This window comes from Streptomyces sp. NPDC060064 (assembly GCF_042736455.1).
GTDB lineage: Bacteria > Actinomycetota > Actinomycetes > Streptomycetales > Streptomycetaceae > Streptomyces.
Genome location: NZ_JBHWWF010000013.1, coordinates 161,054 through 179,008 on the forward strand (window position 1 = coordinate 161,054; position 17,955 = coordinate 179,008).

16 protein-coding genes and 1 pseudogene are annotated in these 17,955 nt (G+C 70.9%); 11 read left to right on the forward strand and 6 right to left on the reverse strand.

Translation table 11 applies throughout. The features are described 5' to 3' along the window. Window positions 1-39: 39 nt before the first annotated feature. On the reverse strand, window positions 40-1,044 hold the full coding sequence (locus ACFWDI_RS17810; protein WP_385304989.1) for a maleylpyruvate isomerase family mycothiol-dependent enzyme: 1,005 nt from the start codon (window positions 1,042-1,044) through the stop codon (window positions 40-42). Window positions 1,045-1,102: 58 nt separating this feature from the next. On the opposite strand from ACFWDI_RS17810, the gene ACFWDI_RS17815 reads away from it, so the two are divergent. The 3 genes from ACFWDI_RS17815 to mug are packed head-to-tail and all read left to right on the forward strand — an operon-like array spanning window position 1,103 to window position 3,920. Next, the gene (locus ACFWDI_RS17815) at window positions 1,103-1,882 is read left to right on the forward strand and encodes an SGNH/GDSL hydrolase family protein (RefSeq protein ID WP_385304991.1); all 780 of its coding nucleotides are present in this window, start codon (window positions 1,103-1,105) and stop codon (window positions 1,880-1,882) included. 59 nt (window positions 1,883-1,941) lie between these two features. After that, entirely contained in the window at window positions 1,942-3,384 is a 1,443-nt protein-coding gene (gene purB / locus ACFWDI_RS17820) for an adenylosuccinate lyase (RefSeq protein WP_385304993.1), read from the forward strand. Further along, window positions 3,381-3,920 carry a G/U mismatch-specific DNA glycosylase gene (gene mug / locus ACFWDI_RS17825; RefSeq protein ID WP_385305048.1) on the forward strand — a complete coding sequence of 180 codons (540 nt, stop codon included), beginning with the start codon at window positions 3,381-3,383 and terminating at the stop codon, window positions 3,918-3,920. Before purB ends, mug begins: the two co-directional genes overlap by 4 nt. Here the strand turns inward: mug and ACFWDI_RS17830 are convergent. Next, window positions 3,917-4,336, reverse strand: a complete 420-nt coding sequence (locus tag ACFWDI_RS17830) for a hypothetical protein (protein WP_385304995.1) — start codon at window positions 4,334-4,336, stop codon at window positions 3,917-3,919. The two genes, mug and ACFWDI_RS17830, sit on opposite strands and share 4 nt — an antisense overlap. Before the next feature lie 208 nt (window positions 4,337-4,544). Here ACFWDI_RS17830 and ACFWDI_RS17835 point away from each other — a divergent pair, with 208 nt between their 5' ends. Both ACFWDI_RS17835 and ACFWDI_RS17840 read left to right on the forward strand, forming a co-directional pair. Then, window positions 4,545-5,834 (forward strand): ATP-binding protein, encoded by a 1,290-nt coding sequence (locus tag ACFWDI_RS17835; protein ID WP_385304996.1) that lies wholly within the window; start codon window positions 4,545-4,547, stop codon window positions 5,832-5,834. A 91-nt stretch (window positions 5,835-5,925) separates the two neighbouring features. After that, window positions 5,926-7,083 (forward strand): ROK family transcriptional regulator, encoded by a 1,158-nt coding sequence (locus ACFWDI_RS17840; RefSeq protein WP_385304998.1) that lies wholly within the window; start codon window positions 5,926-5,928, stop codon window positions 7,081-7,083. 39 nt (window positions 7,084-7,122) lie between these two features. Here ACFWDI_RS17840 and ACFWDI_RS17845 read toward each other — a convergent pair whose 3' ends face one another. Both ACFWDI_RS17845 and ACFWDI_RS17850 read right to left on the reverse strand, forming a co-directional pair. Further along, on the reverse strand, window positions 7,123-7,887 hold the full coding sequence (locus tag ACFWDI_RS17845; RefSeq protein ID WP_385305000.1) for a GntR family transcriptional regulator: 765 nt from the start codon (window positions 7,885-7,887) through the stop codon (window positions 7,123-7,125). Window positions 7,888-8,136: 249 nt separating this feature from the next. After that, on the reverse strand, window positions 8,137-9,021 hold the full coding sequence (locus tag ACFWDI_RS17850; RefSeq protein WP_385305002.1) for an RNA polymerase sigma-70 factor: 885 nt from the start codon (window positions 9,019-9,021) through the stop codon (window positions 8,137-8,139). A 171-nt stretch (window positions 9,022-9,192) separates the two neighbouring features. On the opposite strand from ACFWDI_RS17850, the gene ACFWDI_RS17855 reads away from it, so the two are divergent. Further along, window positions 9,193-10,023: an alpha/beta fold hydrolase gene (locus ACFWDI_RS17855; protein WP_385305004.1), complete on the forward strand. Its 831-nt coding sequence runs from the start codon at window positions 9,193-9,195 to the stop codon at window positions 10,021-10,023. Between the two features lie 36 nt (window positions 10,024-10,059). On the opposite strand, the pseudogene ACFWDI_RS17860 reads toward ACFWDI_RS17855, so the two are convergent. Beyond that, window positions 10,060-10,899 (reverse strand): annotated as a pseudogene (locus tag ACFWDI_RS17860) (DMT family transporter); the annotation flags it as partial. A gap of 47 nt (window positions 10,900-10,946) precedes the next feature. Between ACFWDI_RS17860 and ACFWDI_RS17865 the strand changes: the two are divergent. From ACFWDI_RS17865 to ACFWDI_RS17885, 5 genes are all read left to right on the forward strand, one after another. Continuing rightward, entirely contained in the window at window positions 10,947-12,401 is a 1,455-nt protein-coding gene (locus tag ACFWDI_RS17865) for a PLP-dependent aminotransferase family protein (protein ID WP_385305005.1), read from the forward strand. Window positions 12,402-12,542: 141 nt separating this feature from the next. Then, window positions 12,543-14,120, forward strand: coding sequence for an alkaline phosphatase D family protein (locus tag ACFWDI_RS17870; RefSeq protein ID WP_385305007.1), 1,578 nt, complete (start codon window positions 12,543-12,545; stop codon window positions 14,118-14,120). A 53-nt stretch (window positions 14,121-14,173) separates the two neighbouring features. Then, the gene (locus ACFWDI_RS17875; RefSeq protein WP_385305009.1) at window positions 14,174-14,596 is read left to right on the forward strand and encodes a hypothetical protein; all 423 of its coding nucleotides are present in this window, start codon (window positions 14,174-14,176) and stop codon (window positions 14,594-14,596) included. After that, the gene (locus ACFWDI_RS17880) at window positions 14,593-14,949 is read left to right on the forward strand and encodes a winged helix-turn-helix domain-containing protein (RefSeq protein ID WP_385305011.1); all 357 of its coding nucleotides are present in this window, start codon (window positions 14,593-14,595) and stop codon (window positions 14,947-14,949) included. The genes ACFWDI_RS17875 and ACFWDI_RS17880 overlap by 4 nt, the downstream gene beginning before the upstream one ends. Before the next feature lie 406 nt (window positions 14,950-15,355). Beyond that, window positions 15,356-16,765, forward strand: coding sequence for a GNAT family N-acetyltransferase (locus tag ACFWDI_RS17885; RefSeq protein WP_385305012.1), 1,410 nt, complete (start codon window positions 15,356-15,358; stop codon window positions 16,763-16,765). On the opposite strand, the gene ACFWDI_RS17890 is transcribed toward ACFWDI_RS17885, so the two are convergent. Next, window positions 16,701-17,900, reverse strand: a complete 1,200-nt coding sequence (locus tag ACFWDI_RS17890) for a trans-sulfuration enzyme family protein (protein ID WP_385305014.1) — start codon at window positions 17,898-17,900, stop codon at window positions 16,701-16,703. The genes ACFWDI_RS17885 and ACFWDI_RS17890 overlap by 65 nt on opposite strands. Window positions 17,901-17,955 lie beyond the last annotated feature (55 nt).

Here is a 17,955-nt window from a genome sequence, read left to right on the forward strand (position 1 = left end):
ACTGCGGAACGCACCGTACCGACAGCCCTCGCGTCAGATCTAGAGCGCGGTCGCGCCCAGCCAGGCGTCCAGAACCGCTCGATCGCCCAGGACACCGAAACGCTCGTCGTCGGCGCGGAGGCGCCCGTATACGAGCAGCAGAAGATCGCCCGCCGCCGCCTCGACGCCGACGGCGGCCTCCCCCGCCCTCTTCGTCCAGCCGAAACCGGCCTGCCCGAAGGTGATCGTCCAGCTGGCGCCGGTGTCCGTGGCCGACAGCCGGACCGAGCCGTCCGCCAGGACCCCGACGGGCCCGGCGAGCCAGGAGAAGTACGGCAGATTCTCCAGGAACTCTTCTATGCCGTCGGCCGCCGTGCCCGCCGGGATGCGGGGTTCGAGACCCAGGGCCAGTTCGGCGTCGGCGAGATGGACGACGGCCTCGAAGTGCAGCCGGCGCGGGAAGAAGCGCACACGCTGGTCGGCGCCGTGGGACCACATCGGCGTCTCGGGATCGACGGTACGCAGGGTGCGCAGCGTGGCCTCGGCGCTGCGGGCCAGCCACTGCGGGTACGCCTTCGGGTCGTCGGGAAGCTCGAGTGGCACATCCCGCGACCAGACGCGCTCGGCGGCCCGGGTCCGTACGAGATGTTCCATCCAGCGGTGCGTGGTGCCGTGGTGCCTGACGAGGTCGGCGAAGGTCCAGCCGGGGCAGCTGGGCACGGGCGTGGCGGGGTCCACGTCCCGTACGGTCTCGACGAACCGGCGCGCCAGCTGTTCGACGGCGTCGCAGTACAGCTCGTGCTGATCGTCGTCGAGGCCGAATCCCTCGGGTATCCGCAGCAGATCCTCCCGCCAGGCCCCGTCGGGCTGCCGCGCGGCCGCGCGGCGCAGGAGTGCGGAGAGGGCACGGCGGTCGGCGGGCGAGAGCCGGTCGAGCAGATACCCGGTCGTCTCCAGCCATTTCACCGCGATGTCCGGGTCGAGCACATCCTCGTCGCAGGTGTCGATCGTGGTCACAACGTCGGCCAGCGCCTCGGCCAGCGCGTTCAGCAGCGCGTCACTCACGGGGCTCCCTCCTGGTACGGAACCGGGGGACCTTACCGCGCGGTAGGATCACTCCGCCATGGAGATGAATGCCAACTACACCAGTTTTGTCGCGGTAGGCGATTCCTTTACCGAGGGCATGTCCGACCTGTTGCCCGACGGCTCGTACCGTGGCTGGGCGGATCTCCTCGCGGGCCGGCTTGCGGCACGCGGCCCGGGTTTCCGCTACGCGAATCTCGCCGTGCGCGGAAAGCTCATCGGGCAGATCGTCGACGAGCAGGTCGACGTGGCGGCCGCGATGCAGGCGGACGTGGTCACGCTGGTCGGCGGGCTCAATGACACGCTGCGGCCCACGTACGACATGGGACGGGTGCACGGGCTCCTGGAGGAGGCCGTGGAGAAGCTCGCGCCGTCCTGCAAGCAGCTGGTGCTGATGCGCAGCCCCGGCCGCAACGGGCCGGTGATGGAACGGTTCCGCCCCCGCATGGAGGAGCTGTTCGCGTACGTCGACGAGCTGGCCGCCCGGCACGGTGCGCTGGTGGTGGATCTGTACGGGTCCGAGGTGCTCGGCGATCAGCGGCTGTGGGACGTGGACCGGCTGCACCTGACCGCCGAGGGGCACCGGCGGGTCGCCGAGGCCGTCTGGCAGAAGCTGGGCCTGGAGGCGGAGGACGACTGGCAGGCTCTGCTGCCGCCCGTGGTGCGGACCGGCTGGGCCTCGCGGCGGGTCGGCGATCTTCGGTTCGCGCGCCAGTACTTGGGGCCGTGGATCGGGCGGCGGCTGACAGGGCGCTCCTCGGGTGACGGCCGGCCGGCGAAGCGGCCCGAGCTGCTGCCGTACGAGGCGCCGCTCTCGTAGCAACCTACAACCGGGGCCGCGGCGCTGGCCTGCAGAAACCGCCAGTAGAATCTGGTTACGTGACTGCTGTGTCTGCGAAGCCTCGCATCCCCAATGTCCTGGCCGGCCGCTACGCCTCTGCGGAGCTGGCCGTCCTGTGGTCCCCCGAGCAGAAGGTGAAGCTGGAGCGTCAGCTCTGGCTCGCGGTGCTGCGCGCCCAGAAGGACCTCGGCATCGAGGTGCCCGAGGCCGCGCTCGCCGACTACGAGCGTGTGCTCGACCAGGTCGACCTGGCGTCCATCGCCGAGCGCGAGAAGATCACCCGCCACGATGTGAAGGCGCGGATCGAGGAGTTCAACGCGCTCGCGGGCCATGAGCAGGTCCACAAGGGCATGACCTCCCGCGATCTGACCGAGAACGTCGAGCAGCTGCAGATCCGGCTCTCGCTGGAGCTGATGCGCGACCGCACCGTCTCGGTGCTGGCGCGCCTGGGCAAGCTTGCCGGTGAGTACGCCGAGCTGGTCATGGCCGGGCGCTCGCACAATGTCGCCGCGCAGGCCACGACGCTCGGAAAGCGCTTCGCGACCGCGGCCGACGAGCTGCTGGTGGCGTACGGACGGCTCGAGGACCTGCTCGGCCGCTACCCGCTGCGCGGCATCAAGGGCCCGGTCGGCACCGCGCAGGACATGCTCGACCTGCTGGGCGGGGACGCCGCGAAGCTCGCGGAGCTGGAGCAGCGCATCGCCGGGCATCTGGGCTTCGCGCACGCCTTCACCTCGGTCGGCCAGGTCTACCCCCGCTCGCTCGACTACGACGTCGTCTCCGCACTGGTGCAGCTGGCCGCCGCGCCGTCCTCCGTCGCGAAGACGATCCGGCTGATGGCCGGGCACGAGCTGGTCACCGAGGGCTTCAAGCCCGGCCAGGTCGGCTCCTCCGCGATGCCGCACAAGATGAACACCCGCTCCTGCGAGCGCGTCAACGGCCTGATGGTCATCCTGCGCGGCTACGCGTCGATGACGGGCGAGCTGGCGGGCGACCAGTGGAACGAGGGCGACGTCTCCTGCTCGGTGGTGCGCCGGGTGGCGCTCCCCGACGCGTTCTTCGCCTTCGACGGGCTGCTGGAGACGTTCCTGACCGTGCTCGACGAGTTCGGCGCGTTCCCCGCCGTCGTCGCCCGTGAGCTGGACCGGTACCTCCCGTTCCTCGCCACGACCAAGGTCCTGATGGCCGCGGTGCGGGCCGGGGTGGGCCGCGAGGTGGCACACGAGGCCATCAAGGAGAACGCGGTCGCCTCGGCGCTGGCGATGCGCGAGCAGGGCGCCGAGCGCAACGAGCTGCTCGACAAGCTCGCCGCTGACGAGCGGATCCCGCTGGACCGCGCGCAGCTGGACGAGCTGATGGCCGACAAGCTCTCGTTCACCGGAGCGGCCGGCGATCAAGTGGCGGCGGTGGTCTCCCGTATCGAGGAGATCGTCAAGCAGCACCCGGAGGCCGCCGGTTACACCCCGGGGTCGATCCTCTGACCCCCGACGAGCTCGAGGCCGCCCGCGACCGCATCGTTCCGGATGTGGTCGCGGGCGGCCTTTCCGTGCTCTTCTGCGGCATCAACCCCGGCCTGATGACGGCGGCGACGGGCCATCACTTCGCCCGGCCCGGCAACCGGTTCTGGCCCGTGCTGCATCTGTCGGGGTTCACGCCGTATCAGTTCAGGCCCGCGGAGCAGGAGAAGCTGCTCGACCACCGTCTCGGCATCACCAATGTCGTCGCGCGGGCCACGGCGCGCGCCGACGAGCTGAGCGACGATGAGTTCCGCGAGGGCGGGCGGCTGCTCACCGCCAAGGTGGAGCGGCTGCGGCCGCGGTGGCTGGCGGTCGTCGGCGTCACGGCCTATCGGACGGCTTTCGGCGACAGGAAGGCACAGATCGGGCGGCAGGAGCGCACGATCGGTGAGACGAGGATCTGGGCGCTGCCGAACCCGAGCGGGCTCAATGCCCACTGGACCGCGCAGACGATGGCTGAGGAGTTCGGCAGGCTGCGGTCTGCCGCCGAGGCGCCCTAGCGCGGATCTGTCGCGGTCACGACCGCCAGCAGTTGTGTCTCGGAGGCGCCTATCGCGATCCAGCGGTCGTCGATCCGCCACAGATGCAGATACGACAGCAGCGCACTCAGCCGGAGCCACGGTTCCGGCACAGCCTCGTCCGCGTCGGCGCGCAACCCGGTACCGATGAGACTGAAGTAGTCGGGCTCGCCCCAGCGTTCCGTCAGCGCGTCCAGCAAGGCCTCGTGTTCGGCCGCGCGCTGCTCCGCGTCCGTCTCCCCATCCGCGTCGCTGTCCGCGCCGTGTCCGACATGCCCGTTCAGCTCCGCGATATGGAATCCCGGACCTTCGGTGCCGACGTCCGACGGGCCGGGCTCCGCGGGGAACCCCCGGGAGCGCAGCAAGTCGATCGTGTCGAGGTGCTGTGCCGTGGTCATGTCTCCAGTAAACCGGCAGGCACTGACAACTGGCAGTCCGTCAGCCGCCGCAACGGGCCCGCGGCGCAGGATCCGGCCACCAACGGGTGCGGCCCCGGCCAGAGACGGAACGTCGAGTTTCCCGCCCGGGTTTGTGCACAGTGGCGCAAGACCCGCCGCATCGTCGCCCCTAGCCTCACCGGAACAGCACGAACGAGGGGCGGTACCGATGAACTGGCTCATCCACGACTACCGCGAGAGCGATCTCGCGGCAGTGGTCCACCTGATCGACACCACGGCCGAACTCGGCCAGGAGTCCGTCTTCTCACTCGCCGAGTGCATCGGTGCGCTCACCTCCCGGCAGCCCGCCGTCGTCGCCGTTCACCAGGGCGTCCCCATCGGGGCGGCGCTCGCCTGTGTGGCCGGTGAGCGTGCCTGGGTGATGCGCATCGCCATTTCCTCGGCCTGGCGCGGCCGGGGACTGGCCAGCGCACTCCTGGTGGAGCTGGAGCGGCGGCTCGTCGCCGCCCGGGTGGGCCGTATCGCCTATGTGCTGCCCGAGGAGGAGCTCCTCGGCGAGGGGCTGCTCAACGCGGGCTACACGCGGCAGCCCGCCGTGGCCTACTTCGAGAAGGTGGAGCCGCTGCACGGCCCCGCTGCCAGTCTGCTGGAGGACCTCGGCGGACGGTTCCTGCCGAACGACCTCTGGGCCAAGGTGGCCGGCATGGAGGCGGAGAAGGACCTGATCGAGCGACGCGTCGTCCTGCCGCTGGCGGAGCCGGAGCGAGCCGCGCGGCACGGGGTGCGGCCGCCGCGGGCCATCGCGCTGTTCGGTCCGCCCGGGACCGGGAAGACCACGTTCGCCCGGGGCATCGCCTCCAAGCTCGGCTGGCCGTTCGTGGAACTGCTGCCTTCCCGGCTGGCCGACGAGGGCAATCTCGCGGCGGCGCTGCGCAGCGCGTTCGCACGGATCGCGGAGCTCGAGCGGGTGCTCGTCTTCATCGACGAGGTCGAGGAGATCGCACCGGTCCGCACGGAGCCCGCACAGCCCGGCGGGATGCACGGTGTGACCAATGAACTGCTCAAGCTCATACCGGGCTTCCGGGAACGGGACGAGCGGCTGCTGGTGTGCGCCACCAACTCCATCCGCTCGCTCGACCCGGCCTTCCTGCGGCCCGGCAGGTTCGACTATCTGATCCCGATCGGCACCCCGGACGAGGCGGCGCGGGCGGCGATCTGGTCCCGGTACACGGACGGCCGGTCCGACGTGGATGTGACGGTACTGGTGGCGGCGACCGACCTGTTCACTCCGGCGGATATCGAGCATGCGGCCCGGATCGCCGCCCAGTGCGCGTTCGAGCGGGATCTGGAGACGATCGGCAGAGGTACGGGCGATCAACGGGCGCTCGGCGCGAGCACAAAGGACTATCTGGCGGCCATCGCCCAGTGCCGGCCGACCGTGACACCCGCGATGATCGAGCAGTTCGGCGCCGACATCAGCGCCCACGCCCGGTTCTGAGGCGAGTCAGCCGCCCCGTACACCACTCGCCGCCTCTGCTGTCAACGAGTACGATCCGGCCAGACACGTGCTCGGGCTGGGAGGACACACGGTGGGGCGGCTGACCGGCGGAGATCCGTCGCTGCTGCGGCGAATCAACTCCGCGGTGGTACTCCATGCACTGCGGGGCGCTGACTCCCCCACGCTCACAGATCTGACCCGCATCACAGGCCTTTCCCGGCCAACGGTCGAAGGCGTCGTCGAGGGCCTCATGGAGACCGGACTGGTCGTCGAGAGCGTCCTCGAGGAGGGTGGCGCGCGCCGTCAGGGACGTCCGGCCCGGCGGTTCAGGTTCCGGGCCGAGGCCGGTCATCTGCTGGGCGTCGAAATCGGATCGCACCGGGTGGCGGCACTGCTGTCGGGTCTGGACGGGCGCGTCATCGGCGCCGGGTCCCGGGATGTGTCCGAGACGGCCTCCGAGGACGAACGGCTGGAACGGGTGCGGCTGGTCGTCGCCGATGTACTGCGGCGTGCCGGTGTCGCACGCAGCAGTCTGCGCGCGGTCGGGGTCGGTTCCCCGGGCATTGTGGAGGCCGACGGCACCGTACGGCTGGGGACCGCGCTGCCGGGCTGGACCGGCCTGGCGCTGGGCGAGCGGCTGCGCAGGTCGTTCCGCTGTCCGGTGCTGGTGGAGAACGACGCCAATGCCGCCGCGGTCGCCGAGCACTGGAAGGGAGCCGCGACCGAGTCCGACGACATCGTCTTCGTGCTGGCGGGGCTCAGCCCGGGCGCCGGTTCGCTGATCGGCGGACGGCTGCACCGCGGCTTCGGCGGCGCGGCCGGCGAGATCGGGGCGCTGCATCTGCTGGGCCGCGAAGTGACCCCGGAGAAGCTCCTGTCCACGACGGACGAGCCGCTGCATCCCCTCGACGAGCAGGCCGTGGCCGATGTCTTCGCTCTGGCCAAGCGGGGCGATTCCCGCGCGCAGGCCGCGGTCCAGCGGTTCATTCAGCGTCTGGTGCACGATGTGGCGGCGCTGGTGCTGGCGCTCGATCCGGAGCTGGTGGTGATCGGCGGCTGGGCGGCCGGACTCGACGGCGTACTCGATCCACTGCGCGACGAGCTGTCCCGCTACTGTCTGCGCCCGCCGCGGGTGACGCTCTCACTGCTCGGCGAGGCGGCCGTGGCGACCGGCGCGCTGCGCCTGGCGCTGGACCATGTGGAGGAGCAGCTCTTCGCCGTCGAGGGAACGGTGACGGCCCGCCGCTGAGCGCGAGCTCGGGCGACGGGCCGTATGCAGAGGCGGGACTCAGGAAGCGCGGCGTTCCTGCTCGTGGTCGCTGATCTCCAGATCGCCGGAGTCCCCGAAGGTGAGCCGGCAGGTGTCGGCCCGGTAAGTGGCCACCGAGACGGCCGCGGTCCTGCCCTCGGAGAAGTAGCGGGTGGTGACGACCAGGACGGGCGCGCCCGGCAGCCGGTCGAGCTCCTTGGCGTCGTCGGCGCGCGCCGAGCCCAGTTCCACCGCGCGGTCCTGGCCCTCGAGCTCGAGGCGCTGGAGTTCACGCAGTACGCCACGGGCGCGGGCGGGGCCGGACGGCGCGTCGATCGCCGAGAGCTCTGGCACGGACGAGACCGGCACATACAGCAGCTCGGCCGCGACGGACTGGCCACGGCTGACGCGCAGCCTGCGCACCGTGTACGTCTCTTCGCCGGTGTCCGTCTCGAGCAGACGCGCCACCGCCTGGGGCGGCACCACTGTCGTGCAGTCGACGGACTGCCAGGCGTCCTGGCCGGTGCTGGGCCAGGCGGGCTCGGTGGTGGAGACGTCGACGCCCATGCGCGGCGGTGCGACGGTCGTGCCGACGCCGCGGCGTCGCTGCAACCGGCCTTCCAGCTCGAGCTGTTCGAGCGCCTGCCGGAGTGTGGCGCGGGCGACTCCGAAGCGAGCGGCGAGATCACGCTCGTTCGGAAGGATCTCACCGACCTCGAAGTCCGAGTCGAGCGCTTCGCCGAGCACGGTCTTGAGGTGCCAGTACTTAGGCTCCGGCACTGTTTCCAGCTGCGTGGTCCCCACCCTGATCCTCCGCAATCGCTGTGTCAGCAGCGGCTATTCCGCGCCCTTGTTTATTAAAGGTTCCTGCACTATCCCTGCGACCATAGGACGGCGCACCCCCTTGGTCAAGACCAATCCTGCGCCGGTTACACAGTGGAACGAACCGGATTCGCAGAGCGTTCACAGGACGTTCGTCACCCTGTGAAACGCAGGCAGCACAAGACCCCGCGTCCGATAGGGACACGGGGTCCGACGTGCGACGCGACGGTTCTACGCAGAATCGAGCGAGACGAGTTTGTCAGGGTTGCGCTGGATGTAGACGCATTGAATCCGTCCGTCCAGAACTTCCAACTGGAGGACGGTGTCCGGCTTTCCGGCGGACAGGACGAGAAGCGCCGGGCCTCCGTTGAGCTCGACGAAGCGGAGCTCCATATCCTCGATCGGCTGCTGCGCGACGGCGAAGAGGAAGCGTCCGACCTTGTCCACGCTCTGCATGACACGCAGCGGTGCCTTGGACTTGCCGCCACTGTCGCCGACCAGCCGCACATCGGGCGCCAGCAGGGACAGCAGCGCCTTCAGGTCACCGCCCGACGCGGCGTCCAGGAAGCGCTCGGTGAGATCGCGGCGTTCGGTGGGGTCGACGTCGTAGCGGGGCTTGCGCTCCTCGACATGCTGACGCGCCCGGCCGGCGAGCTGCCGTACCGCCGCCTCGGTCCGGTCGAGGGTGGTCGCAATCTCGCCGTAAGGGAATCCGAAGGCCTCGCGCAGCACGAAGACGGCGCGCTCCAGCGGCGACAGCGCCTCCAGGACGACCAGGACGGCGAGTGATACGGATTCGGCGAGGACGGCCCGCTCGGCGGTGTCGGGGACTGTGTGCCCGAAGTCGGTGGCGATCGGCTCCGGCAGCCAGGGGCCGACGTACGCCTCCCGCCGCGACTGGAGGTGCCGCAGCCGGTCGATGGCGAGGCGGGTGGTGATCCTCACGAGATAGCCGCGTGGCTCCAGGACGCCGCCGCGCTCCTCGGCCGACCAGCGCAGCCAGGCCTCCTGCACCACATCCTCGGCGTCGGCCACCCGGCCGAGCATGCGGTACGCCACGCCGGTCAGAACGGGCCGGTGCTCTTCGAATACGTCAGTCACGATGTCTGCTGCCACCCGCCCATCCCAACCGACCTCGCACCGGCTGTCCAGGCGGTTTCGGGTGCGTCGCACGGCACAGTCCGCGGTCGGCCCAGCCTGCCCACTTGAACTCGAAGCTACTGAGCGGTAATTGTTACTGACGGGCTGTCTAAAACAGGCGACCGGGCGACAACAGGGAGCAGCAGCATGGCCGCAGAGATCTCATTCTCCATCAAGTCCCCGCGGGGCAGCCGCACGCTGTCCGTCGCGTACGAGCGCTCCGGGGCGGGTGAGCCGCTGCTGCTGCTCCACGGCATCGGGCACCACTGGCAGGCCTGGGAGCCGGTGCTGGGGATCCTGGCGGCCGAACGCGATGTCATCGCCGTCGACCTGCCCGGCTTCGGCACCTCGCCGGCGCTGCCCGACGGCGTGTCCTACGACCTCACCACCGTGGGCTCGGTGCTCGGCTCGCTCTGCGAGGAGCTGAAGATCGAGCGCCCGCATGTCGTGGGAAACTCCCTCGGCGGACTGCTCGCCCTGGAGTTGGGACGGGAGAAGCTCGTACGGTCGGTTACGGCGCTCTCGCCCGCCGGCTTCTGGACCGAGGCCGAGCGGCGCTACGCCTTCATGACGCTGCGCGCGATGCGGCTCGGCGCCCGGTCGATGCCGCTGCCGCTGATCGAGCGGCTGTCCCGGACGGCCGCCGGGCGGGCGGCGCTGACCAGCAGCATCTATGCCCGGCCCGGCCGGCGCTCACCCGAGGCGGCCGTCGCCGAGACTCTCGCGCTCCGCGACGCCACCGGCTTTCATCAGACACTCGCCGCCGGCCGCTACGTCCTGTTCACCGACGATGTGCCCGACGTGCCGGTCACCATCGGCTGGGGAACGAAGGACCGGCTGCTTCTGCGCCGCCAGGGCATCAGGGCCAAGCAGGCCATCCCGGGGGCGCGGCTCGTGCGGCTGCCCGGCTGCGGTCATGTGCCCATGAACGACGACCCCGCGCTCGTCGCGCGCGTCATCCTGGACGGCAGCCGCTGACCGCCCCCTGAACACTCCCGAGCCGAGCGCCGCGCCCGCTCCGACCAGCACACCGCCCGCCGCCTGGGCCGGGCCGAACGTCCCCGTACCGACCAGGGGCGCGGTCAGCGCGGCGGATACGGGGATCAGTCCGGAGAAGAGCGTGGCGCGTTCGGCGCCGATGCGCTGCACGCCCATGTACCACCAGACAAAACCGACGACGGTGACGACGGCCGCCTGCCACAGCAGCGCCAGGGTCTCCGCCTGAGTGGGCGTGCGCAGAAAGCCCGAGCCGTCGAGGACGAGGCCGAAGAGCGTGGACTCGACGGCAGCGATGCCACAGACGGTGGCGGTGAGCAGTTTGGGGCCGAGCGTTCGCAGCGCGGGTCCGGCCAGCACGGCGAAGCCGGCCTCGCCGGCCAGCGCACCTACCGACCAGGCGATTCCCGCCGGTCCTGTACGGCCCCACCCCTGGACGGCGAAGGCGCCGGCCGCGACGAACAGGGCTCCGTACAGCACGGGGCGAGCGGGCCGACGGCCGTCCAGGAGCGGTACGAGTACGGCGACGATGACGGGGGCGCAGCCGACGAACACACCGGGAACGGCGGGTTCCGAGGTGCGTTCCGCCGCCAGGATCGCCAGGTTGAAACCGACCATGCCGACGGCGGCGAGCAGAGCGAGCCGTCCCCACTGCGGCAGGCGGAGGGCACGCAGCGGCAACACGCCCGCCCGGCCGCCGAGCAACGGCAGCAGGAGCAGGCAGGCGAGGGCATAGCGCAGCGCCTGGCCGCCCGCGTAGGGATAGTCGCCGAGGACGCTGTTGGCGGTGAAGGAGGCGCCGACGAGGAGGTAGGCCAAGGTGACGAGCAGCGCCGCGCGCAGGGAGTTCACGTTCATAGGGGCGACGCTAGGGAGCGAGGCGGTCCGGTTTAAGGTCCACTTTTATGACGCCATCGGGGACCAATCCGGCGACGGGCGAGCCGTCCCGAGGTGACTCGTGGAACGCCGCCTGGGAACTGCTGCTGCCCGCGGCCGCCGCTCCGGCCCGGCAGCGCGGACGCGCGTTGCAGTCGGCGCTGCGCGAGGCGGTCAGGTCGGGACGGCTGGGCGCGGGAACGCGGCTGCCCTCCAGCCGTGAGCTCGCCACCGATCTGGGCGTCTCGCGCGGTCTGGTCACCGAGGCGTACGAGCAGCTGACGGCGGAGGGCTACCTGCGCAGCGGCCGGGGCGCCGGAACCTGGGTCGGGGGCGCGGCGCGGCCCGCCGTGCGCGGGGTGCGGGACCTGGCGCCACGCGCTCCCGGCGCGCGCGTGGACTTCCGCCCCGGGACGCCCGATCTCTCGCTCTTCCCGCGCGCCGCGTGGGCCGCCGCGCACAAGTCCGTGCTCGCGCGGCTGCCGCATCGTGCGCTGGGCTATCCCGATCCGCGCGGGCTGCCGGAGCTGCGCACCGCGCTGGCCTCGTTGCTCACCCGGCGGCGCGGCGTCGTGGCCGATCCGGAATGCCTGGTGGTGTGTTCGGGCGTGGCGCAGGCGATGACGCTGCTCGGTTTCGTACTGCATGGGCACGGACTGCGGACGGTGGGGGTCGAGGACCCCGGGAGCCACGAGCACGGAGCGCTGTTCTCGGCGGCCGGTCTGGACATGACCGCGTTGCCGCTCGACGGCGAGGGGCTGGCGACCGGGCCGCTCGAGGGCTCCGGTGTACGTGCGGTGGTGACGACACCTGCCCACCAGTTCCCGACCGGAATCGCCTACTCCGCGCAGCGTCGCACCGAACTCCTCGATTGGGCGCGCGCCGTGGACGGGCTGATCGTCGAGGACGACTACGACGGCGACTTCCGCTACGACCGGGCTCCCGTCGGCGCGCTGCAGGGTCTCGACCCGGAGCGCGTCGCGTACACCGGGTCGGTGAGCAAGTCGCTCGCACCGGGGCTGCGGCTGGGCTGGCTGCTCGTACCCTCCCGTCTGGCGGACGAGGTCGTCGAACGCAAACGCACCATGGATCTCGGCAATCCGGCCCTGGACCAGGCGCTCCTTGCCGACTTCATCGGCCACGGCGGTTACGACCGGCAGCTCCGTCGCTGCCAGCGTGCCTACCGGGAGCGGCGCGACGCGCTCGTCGGCGCCCTCACGGACCACTTCCCCGGCATCGAGGTCAGCGGTATCGCCGCCGGTCTGCACATCATCGCGCGGCTGCCCGAGCGGTACGGCCCCGAGCCGCGATTCCTGGACTTGGCGGCACGGTCCGGGGTGGCGGTACGCCCGCTGGCCGACTACATGGCGGCCGACGAGGGAGACGCCGGAGTGCGGCTGGTCCTCGGGTACGCGCATCTGGCGCCGACCGATATCGAGCGCGGCGTGCGGCTGATGGCGGAGGCGGTGCGGAAGGCGCTGTGAAGTTCCCCGGCCCTGCGGGCCGTTGGACGGCCCTCGTACGCCGCGCAGGGCCGGTTGTTCACCCGGGGTTCGCGTGGCGGCCGCAGCCGGGCAGTAGGCATGGCACGGCACACCGGCCCGAGCTGCCCTGGAGGCACAGCGATGTCACACAGCCCGCGGATACCCTCCCCCGACCGCCGTTCCGTTCTGCGCGGCGCGGTCGCCGCCTCGGCGGCACTGGCTCTGCCCGCGATGGGAGCGGCGCCCGCGCTCGCGCTGTCCGGCCGCCCGCGCGCCGCATGGGGTGTGCAGACCGGCGATGTGACCTCCTCGTCCGGTCTGGTGTGGGTGCGCTCCGACCGGCCCGCCCGGATGATCGTGGAGACGTCCGCGGCTGAGTCCTTCCGGCACACGCACAGATGGCACGGCCCGCTGGTCGGGGCCGGCACGGATTTCACGGGACGGACCGCGCTGTGCGGACTGCCCGCCGGTGAGCAGGTGCACTACCGGGTCACGCTCGCCGACCCGGAAGATCCCCGCCGCACCGGGGAGCCGGTCCACGGGACCTTCCGTACGGCGCCCGCCGAGCGCCGTGAAGGAGTGCGCTTTCTGTGGTCGGGCGATATCGCGGGGCAGGGCTGGGGCATCAACCCGGACATCGGCGGCTATCGCGCGTACGAGGAGATGCGCCGTCTCGACCCGGATTTCTTCCTCTGCAGCGGGGACACGATCTACGCGGACGGTGTGATCGAGCCGAGCGTGACGCTGCCGGACGGCCGGATCTGGCGGAACATCACCACCGAGGAGAAGTCCAAGGTGGCGCAGACGCTGGCGGATTTCCGCGGGAACTTCCGCTACAACCTGCTCGACGAGAACGTCCGGCGCTTCAACGCGCAGGTGCCCACGGTCGTGCAGTGGGACGACCACGAGGTGCGCAACAACTGGTACCCGGGCCAGATCCTCGACGACCCGCGCTACACCGAGAAGAACGTGGATGTGCTCGCGGAGCGCTCGAGCCGTGCCTTCAGCGAGTACTTCCCCGTCTCGACGCTCGCCGCCCCCGGGCGCGACGGCCGTGTGCACCGGGTGGTGCGCTACGGACCGCTGCTCGATGTGTTCGTCCTCGACATGCGCTCGTACCGCAATGCCAACTCCCCCGGCCGGCAGCCCGACGACGCGCAGGGCATCCTCGGCGCCGAGCAGCTCGCCTGGCTCAAGCGTGAGCTGTCGCGGTCGCGCGCGGTGTGGAAGGTGATCGCCTCGGACATGCCGCTCGGGCTGGTCGTGGCGGACGGGACGGCGAACTTCGAGGCCGTCGCACAGGGGGATCCGGGAGCGCCGCTCGGGCGTGAGCTGCAGATCGCCGAGCTGCTGCGGTACATCAAGCACCGCAGGATCACGGGCACTGTGTGGCTCACCGCGGATGTGCACTACACCTCGGCGCAGCACTACGACCCGTCGCGGGCGGCTTTCAAGGACTTCGCGCCCTTCTGGGAGTTCGTCTCGGGGCCGCTGGCCGCCGGCGGCTTCCCGGCCAACGCGCTCGACGCCACGTTCGGTCCTGAGCGGGTCTTCGTCCGGGCGCCGGAGCGCGCCAATGTCTCGCCGATGGAGTCGCCGCAGTACTTCGGCGAGGTCGACATCGACGGCGGCAGTGGTGAGTTGACGGTCCGACTGCGGGCAGAGGGCGGAACGGTCCTGTTCAGCAAGGTGCTTCAGCCCGGGCGTGTGGGGCAGTAGGACACGCGCCCACTTACTTGCCACTTTGGAAAGTAAGTGCCACTCTCACAAGTATGAGTGAACAGACGGATGCCGCGGCGGCGTTGAAGCGCGCGAACCTCGCGGAGAGCGCCACACGCCGCCGCGGCAGCGGTTGGTACGCGCGGTATCTCGTCGTCTTCGCCGCCGGTCAACTGGTACTGGTACCGATGGCGGTGCTGTGGCAAGGGCGGTCCGCGGCACTCGTCTTCGCGGTCATCAATGCCGTGCTCGTCGGGGGGCTCAGCATGTACGCAGCCCGGCAGCGCGTCATCCGCCGGGGGTTCGGCGCCCGGCACGGCGCGGTGATCGGCTCCTGGGCGGTGGCCTACTCCCTCACCGTCGCGCTCAGCGTCTCCGTCTTCGAGGGCAGCGTGGTCTTCGCGGTGATCGGAGCCCTGTGGTGCGCGCTCCCGCCCGCGGTCGGCGCCTGGCAGGAGACACGGCGGTCGGCATGACGAAGAGAACGCAGCAGACCGGGAACGACGGGAAGGCCGAGAACGCCGGGACAGAGACGGGTACGCATCCGCGCCACGCGCTCGCCCCGCTGCTCACCTCGCCCGTCCGGCTGTCGATCGTGGCGGCCCTGGCACCGCTGGACAAGGCCGAGTTCGGGTTTGTGCGCGACCTGGTCGAGGTCACCGACTCGGCGCTGTCCAAGCAGGTCGCGGCTCTCGAGGAAGCCGGCTGGGTCGGGGTGGACAAGGGCAGGGTGGGGCGGCGGGCGCGGACCTGGCTGTCTCTGACGCACGAGGGGCGCGCCGTATACCGGCGGCATCTGGACGCGCTACGGGCCATAGCCGGCTCCTGACCGATCGCCCGGCCCAAGGAGGTGGCCGAGCCGGTCCGGCTCGGCACGGTGAAGCCCAACCGGCCGGCCGAGCCATACGCCCGCCGGGGCACCCTCGCGCGGGTCGGCGGAGATACGTGCGGTGGCCGCAGACCGCGTCGAGCGCTGCGGCGCGGCGGTCACGACGACAGCGGGGCCGGCCGGCGGCGGAACGGCGGAGATACCTGGGCTCGCGGCCTCGCCGGTCGCGGTGGCTCATCCCAGCTGGCCACCGGCACATCCCGGCTGATGGCCGCGCTGCGACAGGGAAGCGATCACTCCACGCCAGGAACGGCGAAAATCGGCCTATAGCAGTCCAGATTGATGCTTAACCCGTCAGTCACAAAGCGTTCGTGATCACGCAACACCGTTCGGTCACAGTGATGGCATGACAGATGTGACTTCTGCGAAGAGTGCCCGCCGCCCACACCACTGGCGGCGGGATCTCGTCGAACTGGCAGCCATGTTCACCGCCGTCGCGGTCGCCGACGCCATCGCGAACATGATCGGGCACGGACCGGACGGCCCGTTCCTGCTCATCGCCTCAGCCGTGGCCCTCGTCGCCACGGCCGCTTTCCACACTTGGTGGGCACGACACCACAGTCATGCCCCTCCGGCGGACAGTACGGACCGCATCGACGTCACGGGAGACGCCGGGGTGTCCGTGTCCTCCGCGACCGGGGCCGCGGCACAGGGCGAGCTGTACGAGACGGCGCTGTGGCGGATGCGGACCACTGTGCGGGACACACCCGGCAGCCTGGCCGCGCTGTGCATCGCCCTCGCACAGCACCGGGTCGACATCCTCACCCTCCAGACCCATCCGCTGGCCGAGGGCACGGTGGACGAGTTCCTGCTGCGCGCTCCCGCGTCCCTGCAGGCGCAGCAGCTCACCCGGGAGATCTCCGGGGCGGGCGGCAGCAACACCTGGATCGAGCGGGCCGACGCCCACGATCTCGTCGACACCCCCACCCGGGTGCTGGGCCTCGCCACCCGTACCGCCCTTGACGCGGCCGAACTGCCGCTGGCACTACGCCAGTTGCTCGGCCGCTGCACGATCCACTCGCTGCCCCCGGTCTCGCTGACAGGCCGGCCCACCGGAGAGATCCCGCCGGTGGAAGGCGTGCTGGAGGAGACGGTAATGCGGCTGCGCGACCCGAACGGTGGAGCCATCACCGTCGAACGGCCCTATCTTCCGTTCACGCCCACCGAGTTCGCACGGGCCCGCGCCCTGGTGGAACTGGACGCGCGCCTCGGCCCCCGTATCCCGCGCAGCCAGGACGTCCTCACCCTCCCCGAGGGCAACGAGATCACCGTGCGCCGCGTCGACCAGGGCGACGTCGAAGCCGCCGTGGCCATGCACGACCGCTGCTCCGAGCGCACCCTGAGCATGCGCTACCACGGCCCGGTCGGCGACGCCGACCGCTACCTCAACCACCTGCTCAGCCCGCGTTTCGGCCGCACCCTCGCCGTCCAGACCGCCTCCGGCCGTCTCGTCGCCCTCGGACATCTCCTCTGGGACGGGGACGAGACCGAGGTCGCGCTGCTCGTCGAGGACGAATGGCAGGGCCGCGGCATCGGTTCGGAGCTGCTCGGCCGACTGGTCGCCCTCGCTGTCGAGGCGGGCTGCGGCAGCGTCTACGCCGTCACCCGTTCCTCCAACACCGCGATGGTGGCAGCCATGCGCGCCCTGAACCTGCCGCTCGACTACCAGATCGAGGAGGGCACGCTGGTCATCACCGCCCGACTTGACGCGACTCCCGTACGCGCGCTGTTTCCGTACGAACAGGCTGAGCGCTGAGGGCCTCGGTCAGATCACGCCATAGATCCTCCACGTCCTCAAGACCGACCGACATCCGCAGCAGCCGGTCGCTGACGCCCGCCGAGCGCCGGTCTCCCTCAGCCACGATGCGGTGGCTGATGGAGGCCGGGTGCTGGATCAGGCTGTCGACGCTGCCGAGACTGACCGCCGGCGTGATCAGCCGCACGGCCGAGATCACGCTCCGCGGGTCCCCGTACACCTCGAAGGAGACCATCGCCCCGCCCACGCTCGGATAGTGGACCCGGGCGATCCGCGGGTCGGCGGCCAGCCGGCGGGCCAGGTCGGCCGCCGTGGTGGAGGCGGCCCGTACCCGTACCGGCAGCGTGGACAGTCCACGCAGCAGCAGATATCCGGCCATCGGATGCAGAACACCGCCGGTCGCGAACCGCACCTGCCGGAGGCCGCGGGCGAACTCCTCGTCGCAGGCCACCACTCCGCCCATCACATCGCCGTGCCCGCCCAGGTACTTGGTCGCGCTGTGCAGCACGATCCGCGCCCCGTGCTCCACCGGCCGCTGCAGCACAGGCGTGGCGAAGGTGTTGTCGACGAGCAGCGGCACGGAGCCGCAGGCGTGCCGAACGGCTCGCAGATCGACCTCGGCGAGCGTCGGGTTGGCGGGCGTCTCCACCATCACAAGGCCGGTTTCCGGCCGGATTGCCTCCGCGATGCCCGCGGGGTCGGTCCAGGTCACCTCGGTCCCGAGCAGCCCTGCGTTCAGCAGATGGTCGCTGCACCCGTACAACGGCCGGACCGCGACCACGTGACGCAGCCCCATGCTCGCCCGTACCAGCAGTACGGCGGTGAGCGCGGCCATCCCGCTGGCGAATGCGACCGCGCTCTCGGCTCCCTCCAGCCTGGCGAGCGCTGTCTCGAAACGGGCCGTGGTCGGGTTGTCGAGCCGGGCGTAGACCGGCGGTCCCTCCAGTCGCGCGCCGGTGGCGGCGAAGCCGTCGATACGCTCGGCCTCACCTGCGGCGTCGTACGACGGGTAGGTGGTGGACAGGTCCAGCGGCGGGGCGTGCACGCCGAGCTCTGCGAGGTCCTCGCGTCCGGCGTGTACTGCTTCGGTGGCCAGGGCCCGGGGTGCGGGGGTGACCGAGACTGCGTTCTCCATGCCCGCACCCTGAACACCTACCGGGAGGTAATGGCCAAGGGTCGTGTTACGTTCG